Origin of the sequence: Halomonas sp. (assembly GCF_033549285.1) — a bacterium.
Classification (GTDB): Bacteria; Pseudomonadota; Gammaproteobacteria; order Pseudomonadales; family Halomonadaceae; genus Halomonas.
In genome coordinates this window covers 1-10461 of sequence record NZ_JAWSUJ010000125.1, presented here as the reverse complement: position 1 = coordinate 10461, position 10461 = coordinate 1, and the positions used below count along the sequence as shown (strand labels likewise).

Here is a 10461-nt window from a genome sequence, read left to right as displayed (position 1 = left end):
GGCGCTCGGCCGGCGGCTCGACCTTGAGCAGCCTGACCCTGGAGGCCACCTCGATGCCGAGCTCCGCCGGGGTCTTGACGTCCAGCGGCTTCTTCTTGGCCTTCATGATGTCGGGCAGCTTGGCGTAGCGCGGCTCGTTCAGGCGCAGGTCGGTGGTGACGATGGCGGGCAGGGAAAGCTCGATGGTCTGCAGGCCGCCGTCGATCTCGCGGGTAACCTTGAGCTTGTCCCCCTCGACCACCACCTCGGAGGCGAAGGTGCCCTGGGGCAGCCCGGTCAGGGCGGCGAGCATCTGGCCGGTCTGGTTGTTGTCGGTGTCGATGGCCTGCTTGCCCAGGATCACCAGGCCCGGCTGCTCCTCCTCGACCAGCCTGGCCAGGACCTTGGCCGCGCCCAGCGACTCGACGCGCTCGTCGGTCTCGGCTGACGTATCGACATGGATGGCGCGGTCGGCGCCCAGCGCCAGGGCGGTACGCAGCTGCTCCTGGGCGGCCTTGGGGCCGACGGTCACGGCGACCACCTCGGTGGCCACGCCCTTTTCCTTGAGGCGCACTGCCTCTTCCACGGCGATCTCGCAGAAGGGGTTCATGGCCATCTTGACGTTGGTGAGGTCGACGTCACTGTTGTCCGGCTTGACCCGGATCTTGACGTTGTAGTCGATGACGCGTTTGACCGCGACGAGGACTTTCATGGGCGTCTCCTGTGAAGGGGGAAAAGGTGGCTCAGAGCCCGGCCTCGGGGAAGTGGGCCAACACCCGGCCACCGTCACGCACGGCTCGGGCGTGGGACGCCGCCTCGGGCGCTACGCTGGCCATGTAGAAGCGGGCGAGGGCGATGACACTGTCCAGGTAGTCGGGGTCGCCTTCGCCGGCATCGCGTTGGCGCTGTGCGGCCTGGGCGGCGCGCACCAGCTGCCAGCCGCCGACGACCGTACCCAGCTGATAGAGCAGGGGGACCGCACCGCCGTAGAGGGCGGCGGTCTGCTCCTTGCCCTGGGCGAGCAGCCAGTCGGTGGTCGCGGCCAGCCCCTCGAGCAGTTCCTCCAGGCCCTCTGCCAGCTCCGCCAGGCGCGAGTCCTCGCGGGCCGCCTGGGCAACGGTGCGCATGTCGTCCAGCAGTTCGCGCAGCGTCGCACCCTTCTCGCGCAGGATCTTGCGGCCCAGAAGGTCGTTGGCCTGGATGCCGGTGGTGCCTTCGTAGATGGTGATGATGCGGGCGTCACGGAACAGCTGGGCGACGCCGGTCTCCTCGACGAAGCCCATGCCGCCAAACACCTGGATGGCCTCGTCGCACAGCTCGTTGCCGACCTCGGTGCACCAGCCCTTGGCCACCGGCATCAAGAGGTCGACGTAGCGGCGGTGCTTGTCGGCCACCTCGGCGTCCGGGTGGTGGTGGGCGATGTCGAACCAGCCGGCGGCGGTGTAGAGGAAGGTGCGCATGGCCAGCAGCCGCGCGCGCATGCCCACCAGCATGCGCTTGACGTCCGGGTGGTAAAGGATCGGCTGGCCCGCCTCGCCGCTGACGATATTGCGGCCCTGAACGCGTTCCCGGGCGTAGTCGAGGGCCGACTGGTAGGCCCGCTCACCCAGCGCCACGCCCTGCACGCCGACCCCGAAGCGGGCCTCGTTCATCATGATGAACATGGTCTTGAGGCCCTGGTGGGGCTCGCCGACCAGGTAGCCGACGGCGCCCTCGGTGTCACCGAAGCTCAGCGTACAGGTGGGGCTGCCGTGGATGCCCATCTTGTGCTCGATGGAGATGCAGCGTACGTCGTTCTTCTCGCCAGGGTTGCCGTCCGTATCCAGGAGGTATTTGGGCACCAGGAACAGCGACAGGCCCTTGACCCCCTCGGGGGCATCGGGCAGCCGGGCCAGCACCAGGTGCAAGATGTTGGGCGTGAGTTCGTGCTCGCCGTAGGAGATGTAGATCTTCTGCCCAAAGAGGCGGTAGTCACCCTCCGCGGTGGGCTCGGCGCGCATGCGGGTGGCGGCCAGGTCCGAGCCGGCCTGGGGCTCGGTGAGGTTCATGGTGGCCGCCCATTCGCCGCTGACGATCTTTGCAAGCCAGGTGGCCTTCTGCGCCTCGCTGGCGGCGATCAGCAGGGCCTCGGCCTGGCCGACGTTGAGCTGCGGCAGCATGGTGAAGGCCATGTTGCTGGAGAACCACATCTCCCACACCGGGGTGGAGACCAGCTTGGGCAGGCCCTGGCCGCCGAACTCAGGCGGCAGCGACAGCCCCAGCCAGCCCGCCTCGCGGAACTGGTCGTAGGTGGCCTGCCAGGCTTGTGGGACGATCACCCGCTCGCCCTCCAGGCGGCAGCCCTCCAGGTCGCCCTGGCGGTTGGTCGGGGCCATCACCCCGCTGGCGAACTTGCCGGCCTCCTCGAGGATGGCCGCCACCAGGTCGGGGGAGGCGTCCTCGCAGTCGGGCAGCGCGGCCACGTCACCGAGGCCGGCGAGCTCGCCGAGAATGAACTGCATGTCGCGCAATGGCGCCTGGTAATCGATCATGGGACATCCTCAAACGGAGAGTGGGCGGCTTAACGCGGTGCCATGCGAATGGCGCCATCCAGGCGAACCGTCTCGCCGTTCATCATCACGTTGTCGACGATTTGGCAGGCCAGGCGCGCGAATTCGTCGGGCCGGCCCAGGCGATTGGGGAAGGGGATCGACGCGGCCAGCGACTGCTGAACTTCCTCGGGCAGCGTCTCCATCAGCGGCGTCTGGAAGAGCCCCGGGGCGATGGTCATCACGCGGATGCCGTGGCGCGCCAGCTCGCGGGCGATGGGCAGCGTCATGGCGACGATGCCGCCCTTGGACGCGGCATAGCCGGCCTGGCCGATCTGGCCATCGAAGGCGGCCACCGAGGCGGTGTTGACGATCACGCCGCGCTCGCCGTCGGCCTGGGGCTCGCCCTCGGCCATGGCGGCGCTGGCCAGCCGGATCATGTTGAAGGTGCCGATCAGGTTGATCTGCACCGCCCGCGAGAAGGTGGCCAGGGGCTGCGGCCCCTGCTTGCCCAGTACCTTGGCGGGATCACCGACGCCGGCGCAGTTGACCAGCCCCTGCAGGCCGCCGAAGCGGGACACGGCAAGGTCCACCGCGGCCTGGGCATCGGTCTCGTCGGTGACGTCGGTGCGCTGGAAGGCGGCGCGCTCACCCGAGCCCTGTGTATTCAGCTCGGCGGCCAGGGCCTCGCCGCGTTCGGCATTGAGGTCGGCGATCACTACCCGGGCGCCGGCGCCGTGCAGTTCGCGTACCGTGGCCTCGCCCAGGCCGGAGGCGCCGCCGGTGACGATGAAGGTGTTGTCCTGGAATTTCATGGCAAATGCTCCTTGTGAGTGGCAGATCAGCGCCGCGGGCCCTGGCCCTTGCGCTCCAGAAACTCGCCGATACGGGCGACGACCTCGGGGCTGGTCTGGGTCAGGGCGGCGGTCAGGGACTCGGTGAACAGTCCGTCGTCGCTGGCCATGTTGGCGATACGCGAGATGGCCGAGACCATGGCCCAGTTGGCCATGGGGGCGTTCTCGGCGATGCGTTCGGCCAACTGCCGGGCCTTGGCGAGGCTCTCGCCCTCGTCGACCACATAGTGCGATAGCCCCAGGCGCTGCCCTTCCTCGGCATCCAGGATGCGACCGGTGAGCATCATTTCGCACATGCGGCCCGGCCCGATGATGTCGGCTACGCGCACCGAGGCCCCACCGCCAACGAAGATGCCGTGGCGACCTTCGGGCAATTGGTACATCGTATTGGGCTCGGCCACCCGGACATGGGTCGCCGTGGCCAGTTCCAGGCCGCCGCCGATCACTGCGCCTTGGAGGGCGGCGACCACCGGGATGCCGCCGCTCTGCAGGCGGTCGAAGATGCGGTGCCAGCCGCGGGAGTGCTGCATCACCCCGAAGGGTTCGCGATGCTGGTGCTCGGAGAGGTCCAGGCCGGCACAGAAGTGCTTGCCCTCGGCGGCGAGGATGATCACCCGGGTGCCGTCCGGAGTGGCCACCAGCGCCTCCTCCAGGGCCGCCAGCAAGCGGTCGCTGACGGCGTTGCGCTTCTGGGGACGCGACAGGGTGATGGTGTAGATGCTGTCATCCAGCGATGTCTTGACCAGTGTCTCGCTCATGGTGTCCTCGGCATGTCATTGGGGCAGGGTGATGACGCGCGGGTCCGGCGTCTCGGCATATAGCGCCTCGACCAGCTCGGCGCGGCGATTCAGCACCATGCGCTGATTGATATAACCCTTGTCGGTGATCTCGCCGGCCTCCGCGGAAGGGGGCTCGCTCATCAGCAGGGCGCGTGTGGCATAGGTGGAGCTGCCGCCGCCCTGGGCCTTGAGGGAGGCGAGCCCCTCACGCACGTGTGCGATGATTTCCGGGCGTTCCACCAGAGTTTCCAGTGGGGTGTCAGCCGGCAGGTCCGGGCAGAGGCGGCGCCATTCTTCGGGGTGGGGGAAGATCAGGAAACCGATCTCGTCGCGGTCGTGGCCGGTCACCACGATGTCCTGACCGACCGGGGCGATGGCCTCGAGGCCGGCCATGCGCAGGCTGCCCACATGGACCCAGGTGCCGGTGAGCAGCTTGAAGTCCTCGCCGACTCGGCCGTCAAACAGCAGCCCCAGCTCGGGGCGCTCGGGATCCACGAACTCCACGGCGTCGCCGATCATGTAGTAGCCCTCGTCGTCGAAGGCGCCGGCAGAGAGCTCCGGTTGCTTCCAGTAACCGGCGAAGACGTTGGGGCCCTTGACGCGAACCTCCAGCTTGTCGGCACCGGGCACCAGCTTGAGCGTGGTGCCCGGGATCGGCACGCCGATCACTCCTGAACGGGTGGCGTTGAAATGGCAGTCGGTGCAGATAGGGGCGGTCTCGGTGGAGCCCCAGGACGAGACCACCATGATCTCCTGGCCGGTGGTAGCGCGGGCCATCTCCTCCAGCGCCGTCCACAGGTGGTGGGGCAGGGCGGCGGCGGCATAGAACACCAGCTTGAGACGGCTGAAGAACCCCTCGCGCAGGGTGTCGTCCTCGCGGAGTAGCGGCACCAGCATGTCGTAGGCCCGTGGCACGCTGAAATAGAGGGTCGGTGAGACCTCCCTGAGGTTGCGCGCGGTCTTCTCGATCAACGCGGGTGTCGGCTTGCCGTCATCCAGATAGAGGGACCCGCCCCAGCGCAGGATCAGGTTGAAGTTGTGGTTGCCGCCGAAGGTATGGCTCCAGGGCAGCCAGTCGAGCAGCACCGGCGGCTCCTCGGCGAGCATTGGCCAGACCTGCTCCTTGGCCTTCTGGTTGGAGCACAGCATGCGATGGGTGTTCGGGACCGCCTTGGGCACGCCCACCGAGCCTGAGGTGAACAGGAACTTGGCGATGGTGTCCGGGGTGATCGCATGGAAGGCTGCCATCACCGCCGCTTCGTCGCTCCTGGCCTCGGTGTCAGCGAATGCCACGCTGCCTGCCATGAGATCGTTGCTCTGACTGCCTGCCACCAGGGTGGCGTCATGCAGGTCGGCCACGGCTTCCAGCGCCGGGCGGAACTTCTCGATGGGATCGGCGTAGATCACGCCCGGACGCAGCAGCTCGATGTTGCCCCTGAGCTTGGCGTAGTCCTTCGACATCAGGGAGTTGCCCGGAGAGATGGAGCTGACGGGCACGCCGATATGCATCGCGGCAACCACCAGCAGCGCATGCTCGATGCTGTTGTCCGACAGGATCATTACCGGTCGCTCAGTCGACAGCTCCTGGGTCAGCAGCCAGCTGGCGATGGCGATCACGCGTTGGCGGGCCTCGCCGTAGGTGATCCTCTGCCACTCATCGTCGGTACCGCGCTGGGCGAGCCAGGTGCGCTCGGGGGCCTCTCGGGCCCAGTGCTCGAGCCACTCACCGACGCAGCGGGCGTAGTGATCGTCCAGCGTGATGGCGGACTGTAGCAGGATGCTGCCATCGTTCCGCTTGTCCATGAGGACACGCGGCTCGGCGAACATCGGCTTGTTGGCGGAGGCAGTGAAACCGTTCATGGTGACTCCTGTGATTGCCTTGTTTTTGATGTGCTGGTCGTCAGGGACAGGGACTCAGTCGGTGCAACGACGCTGGTACGTTTCGATTCGGTGTCGGAGCTCTTGAGGGATCGAGATCTTGGTGAAGGAATTCAGGTCGTTGAAGCAGCAGGTGAAGTGCCCCGTAAAAGTGCGCTGATGCCCATGCTCACGAAGGCCCGTAAGCCTGAGGCTCAAAGAGCTGTTGCCCAACCGCTCCACATCCACGCTGACAAGCAGCGTGTCGCGGGGGGTCAGAGGGGCATGGAAGTCCACTTCAGCATGCACGAAGGGGGAGCCGATGCCTTGATCCTGACTCATGGAGAACCAGTCGAACTCGAAGACCTCGAGGAACCAGCCCTCGATAGCTTCCATGCAGATATCGAAATAGTGCGCCGTGTACACGATGCCGGCGGCATCGGTGTCACCCCAGCGGATGGGGCGCCGATAGTGGAAAGGGGACTGCACCGGTGTGTCTTGCATAGGGCTGGCTCCGGTGTGACGAGGGATGGTCTCGCCGAAGGATTATTGTGGTGTCGTGGATGCGGAGGCTGGTGATGCCCGGCTGCGGTGGGCATCATCGTGCTGACAGAAATGCACTATAATGCATATCTGGGGAGTGGAAAGTCGAACATGGGTACGCCTTTAGTAGAAGGTCATTGTTAAAATAAAAGAAAACAGTGCCCTGCTTGGAGGCGTCTAGCCAGTCCGGTAGGGTTCCGATAATGCATTATCATGCACTTTTGTGTGTAAGGTGCGCTCGACAGCATCTTCCCTGAATGCTCTGTGGCGTCAGGAGGGCGTCAGGAGGGCGTCAGGAGGGCGTCAGCAGGCGAGTCGTGGGTACCAGAAGAAGAGACCGATGTGGCCAGGCGGGGGCGGGATGGGCTGGCCCCTGTAATTGGCATAGGGGCAGCGGCGGTCTCGACGTGGGGTTCCCTCCCTGTCGGGATAGGCCGCGGAAGTAAAACCCAGGCGAGGGGGCAGCGGCCGGCAGGCAGGCGCCCCAGCTAAGACCAAAGTCGTTTTACGTTATCGCCGGGGTGGTTTACCTTCCACCTATGGCGCGAACCTATGTTCACTATGCGAACATCGGTACAAAAACGACTAAGAACACCGGAGGATCACCATGAAGACCACGTTCACCGCCTGCCTGCTGGCCGCGTCCATCGCCGGCCTCAGCGCCACTTCCGCCCAGGCCGCCACCACCCTGCGCATGGCCCACTTCTGGCCGGGCGCCTCGGGCGTTAACCAGGAGATCTTCGAGGCCTGGGCGGCCACCCTGGAGGAGGAGTCAGGCGGTGAGCTCAGGGTCGAGATGTTCCCCTCCGGGACCCTGGCCAAGCCCGATTCCATCTACGAGGCGGCGTCCAACGGCATCGCCGACATCGGTGCCACCGCTCAGGGCTATACCGCCGGGCGCTTCCCGCTGTCTCAGATCGTCGAGTTGCCTGGGGTTGCCACCACAGCGACCCAGGGCGCCTGCGTGCTGCAGACCCTCTACGACGAGGGTCATCTGGACGAGGAGTATGCCGATACCCGGCCGCTGTTCTTCTTCACCACCGGGCCGGGCGGTATTCACACCATCGATACCGATGTCCAGGTGCCCTCCGACCTCGAGGGGTTACGTATCCGTCGCCCCACCGCGGTCGCCGGCGAGATGCTCGAGAACATGGGCGCGAACCCCGTGGGCATGCCGGCCCCGGACATCTACACCTCCATGCAGCGCGGCGTGATCGATGGCCTGAGCTTCCCCTGGGAGGGGCTGAAGGGGTTCCGGATCAACGAGCTGGTCGAGTACCACACGGAGGTGCCGTTCTACACCCTGATCTTCGTGGCCACCATGAACCAGCGCGCCTATGACAGCCTGAGCCCCGAGCAGCAGGAAGTCATCGACGCCAACTCCGGCATGCGGTGGGCCGGGAATGCCGGCGAGGTGTTCGACCGCCTGGACGTGGAAGGCAAGCAGGAAGCCAGGGACGCCGGGCACACCATCCGCGAGATCGAGAATCCCCTGGAGCATCCGGACTGGCAGAAGCCGCTCCAGGACGGCATCGAGAGCTACCTGACCCGGCTCGAGGAGCGCGGCCTGCCGGGGCGCGAGGTCTACGAGGCGGCGCTCGCCGCCAGCGAGTCCTGTGCCACCGAGCAGGGGTAAGGGGGCATGCGGTCCACCCTGGAACAGGCCAGCCAGTGGCTGGCCCTCCTGTGCAAGCTCGTCGCGGGCATCGCCCTGGTGGCGCTGCTGGGGGTGACCATCGCCGACGTCGGCACCCGCTATCTCTACCGGCTCACCGAGGGGGCCATCGCCCTGCGCGTCTCCGGCAGCGTGGAACTGGTCAGCTACCTGATGCTCTTCTCCCTGCTGGCGGCCATGGCGGCCAACGTGGAGAAGAGCCAGGTGGTGGTGGAGGCCTTCTCCCATGGCCTGTCGCCCGGTATCAAGAACCGCTTGCATGGCGTCTACCTGCTGGGGTTCACGGCACTCGGCCTGATCCTCTTCCTCGGCCTGCTGGACTCCGCCAGTGCGGCGGCCCGCCATGGCGAGGTGACCCAGGACCTGCGGATACCCATGGGGCCCATCTACTATGCGGCCGCCGTGCTCAGCCTGCTGCTGGGGCTGCGCAGCCTGGTCCATGCCGTGCTGAGTGCCGTCTTCGGCGCCGAGGGGGAGGTCTCCAGTGGGGATTGATCTGTCGAGTGAGATGATCGGGGCCATCGGCCTCGGCCTGCTGCTGGTGCTGATGGTGCTGCGGGTACCGGTGGCGCTGACCATGCTGATCGTCGGGGTGGTGGGCTTCGCCCAGGTGATCAGCTGGAGTGCGGCCATCGCCCAGCTCAAGACCGTGCCGGTGGAGGTGCTCTCCAACTACAGCTTCAGTGCCGTGCCGATGTTCATCCTGATGGGGGTACTGGCGGCGCACTCCGGCATGGCCGGCAAGCTGTTCCACTCCACCCGGGTGATCTGCGGCGGCTGGAAGGGAGGCCTGGCTATCGCGGCCGTAGGCTCCTGCGGGATCTTCTCGGCGATCTCCGGCTCGTCGCTGGCCACCGCCAGCACCATGACCCGGGTCGCCCTGCCGGAGATGGAGCGCTACGGCTATGACCGCGGCCTGGCCACCGGCGCACTGGCGGCCGGCGGCACCCTGGGGATCATGATCCCGCCCTCCATCGCGCTGCTGATCTACGCCATCCTCACCGAGCAGTCGGTGGGGGACATGTTCATGGCCGGCCTGGTGCCGGGGCTGATGGGGCTGGTGATGTATGCGCTCACGGTGACCGTGGTGATGCGTCTCAAGCCCTCCCTGGCGGTGGCCGGCGAGCCCACGGCCTGGAAGGAGAAGCTGGCCTCGCTTTCGGGCTTGATCCCGTTCTTCGCGGTCTTCCTGGTGATGATCCTGGGCATCTACTTCGGCGCCTTCACCCCCACCGAGGGGGCCAGCGTCGGTGCCTTCGCCACCCTGCTCTATGCCCTGGCCAAGGGCATGCGCGGGGCCGAGCTGTGGCGCAGCGTGCAGGAGACCCTGGCGCTCTCGGCGGTGGTGTTCTTCATGCTGGTGGGGGCCGAGACCCTGGGCTACTTCATCTCGGTGTCGCGCATCTCCTTCTCGATCACCGACTTCCTCTACGGCATGGAGCTGGCGCCGATCGTGGTGGTGCTGTGCATCCTGCTGCTCTACTTCGTGCTGGGGATGTTCATGGACGCGATCGCCATGCTGGTGATCACGGTGCCGGTGGTGTTCCCGATCATCCAGTCGCTGGGCATCGACCCGGTATGGTTCGGCATCATCACCGTGCTGACCGTGGAACTGGGACTGATCACCCCGCCGGTGGGCATGAATGTCTTCGTGATCAAGGCCATGGCGCCCCACGTGGGGCTGGGCGAGATCTTCAAGGGGGTGGCGCCCTTCATCGTCTCGGACTTCCTGCGCCTGGCGCTGCTGATCGCCTTCCCGGTGCTGACCACCCTGTTCCTGCTCTGAGCGGCATCCGCCGGCTGCCGTGACGGCGCCCCCGACGCCATGGCGTTCGGGGGCGCGGTCGTTCCGGGGCTAGGCTTGCGGCTGGCGCTGCCGAAAATCGCGGGGCGAGAGTCCCGTCAACCGCTTGAAGAAGCGGGTGAAGTAGGCCGGCTCCGAGAAGCCCAGGGAGTCGGCGACCTGGCCGATGGTCATGTTGGTGTAGGTGAGCTGGCGCTTGGCCTCGAGCAGCAGGCGCTCATGGAGCAGCTGGAGGGCGCTGCGGTTGGCAAGGCGCCGGCACAGCAGGTTGAGGTGGGCGCTGGTCATGCCCAGCTGCTCGGCGAACCGCTCTATGCTGGGCTGCTGGCGGAACTGCCGCTCGATCAGCGCCTGGTAGTTCTGCAGGTGAACCAGCCCGCGGTGCTGGGGTTGCGGGCGTGTTGTGGTGCCAGCAGCAGTGCGCTTGTCGACGAGGCGCGAG

General features: G+C 66.5%; 10 protein-coding genes. 3 read left to right on the top strand and 7 right to left on the bottom strand.

Annotated elements, in window-relative coordinates; translation table 11 throughout:
* The 6 genes from SCI24_RS19250 to SCI24_RS19225 all read right to left on the bottom strand — a co-directional run.
* Positions 1-691: electron transfer flavoprotein subunit beta/FixA family protein (locus SCI24_RS19250; RefSeq protein ID WP_318726914.1), on the bottom strand; the 691-nt coding region annotated here is incomplete at its 3' end.
* 31 nt (positions 692-722) lie between these two features.
* Positions 723-2510 carry an acyl-CoA dehydrogenase gene (locus tag SCI24_RS19245; RefSeq protein ID WP_318726913.1) on the bottom strand — a complete coding sequence of 596 codons (1788 nt, stop codon included), beginning with the start codon at positions 2508-2510 and terminating at the stop codon, positions 723-725.
* Between the two features lie 29 nt (positions 2511-2539).
* Complete coding sequence (locus tag SCI24_RS19240; RefSeq protein WP_318726912.1) at positions 2540-3322, bottom strand: 3-hydroxyacyl-CoA dehydrogenase; 783 nt, start codon at positions 3320-3322, stop codon at positions 2540-2542.
* Positions 3323-3348: 26 nt separating this feature from the next.
* Positions 3349-4119 (bottom strand): crotonase/enoyl-CoA hydratase family protein, encoded by a 771-nt coding sequence (locus tag SCI24_RS19235; RefSeq protein ID WP_318726911.1) that lies wholly within the window; start codon positions 4117-4119, stop codon positions 3349-3351.
* Between the two features lie 15 nt (positions 4120-4134).
* A complete protein-coding gene (locus tag SCI24_RS19230; RefSeq protein ID WP_318726910.1) occupies positions 4135-6000 on the bottom strand; it encodes a feruloyl-CoA synthase in 1866 nt (621 codons plus the stop codon).
* 54 nt (positions 6001-6054) lie between these two features.
* The gene (locus SCI24_RS19225) at positions 6055-6501 is read right to left on the bottom strand and encodes a thioesterase family protein (protein WP_318726909.1); all 447 of its coding nucleotides are present in this window, start codon (positions 6499-6501) and stop codon (positions 6055-6057) included.
* A gap of 646 nt (positions 6502-7147) precedes the next feature.
* Here SCI24_RS19225 and SCI24_RS19220 point away from each other — a divergent pair.
* The 3 genes from SCI24_RS19220 to SCI24_RS19210 are packed head-to-tail and all read left to right on the top strand — an operon-like array spanning position 7148 to position 10001.
* The gene (locus SCI24_RS19220) at positions 7148-8176 is read left to right on the top strand and encodes a TRAP transporter substrate-binding protein (protein WP_318726908.1); all 1029 of its coding nucleotides are present in this window, start codon (positions 7148-7150) and stop codon (positions 8174-8176) included.
* 6 nt (positions 8177-8182) lie between these two features.
* Positions 8183-8710, top strand: coding sequence for a TRAP transporter small permease (locus SCI24_RS19215; protein WP_318726907.1), 528 nt, complete (start codon positions 8183-8185; stop codon positions 8708-8710).
* Position 8711: 1 nt separating this feature from the next.
* Positions 8712-10001, top strand: coding sequence for a TRAP transporter large permease (locus tag SCI24_RS19210; protein ID WP_318726915.1), 1290 nt, complete (start codon positions 8712-8714; stop codon positions 9999-10001).
* Positions 10002-10070: 69 nt separating this feature from the next.
* Here the strand turns inward: SCI24_RS19210 and SCI24_RS19205 are convergent.
* Positions 10071-10461: helix-turn-helix domain-containing protein (locus SCI24_RS19205; RefSeq protein ID WP_318726906.1), on the bottom strand; the 391-nt coding region annotated here is incomplete at its 5' end.

Bases quoted from the DNA above. Each gene is read 5' to 3' on its own strand.
- SCI24_RS19240 (WP_318726912.1), bottom strand. From the start codon at position 3,322: ATGAAATTCCAGGACAACACCTTCATCGTCACCGGCGGCGCCTCCGGC.
- SCI24_RS19230 (WP_318726910.1), bottom strand. From the start codon at position 6,000: ATGAACGGTTTCACTGCCTCCGCCAACAAGCCGATGTTCGCCGAGCCG.
- SCI24_RS19235 (WP_318726911.1), bottom strand. From the start codon at position 4,119: ATGAGCGAGACACTGGTCAAGACATCGCTGGATGACAGCATCTACACC.
- SCI24_RS19225 (WP_318726909.1), bottom strand. From the start codon at position 6,501: ATGCAAGACACACCGGTGCAGTCCCCTTTCCACTATCGGCGCCCCATC.
- SCI24_RS19245 (WP_318726913.1), bottom strand. From the start codon at position 2,510: ATGATCGATTACCAGGCGCCATTGCGCGACATGCAGTTCATTCTCGGC.
- SCI24_RS19220 (WP_318726908.1), top strand. From the start codon at position 7,148: ATGAAGACCACGTTCACCGCCTGCCTGCTGGCCGCGTCCATCGCCGGC.
- SCI24_RS19215 (WP_318726907.1), top strand. From the start codon at position 8,183: ATGCGGTCCACCCTGGAACAGGCCAGCCAGTGGCTGGCCCTCCTGTGC.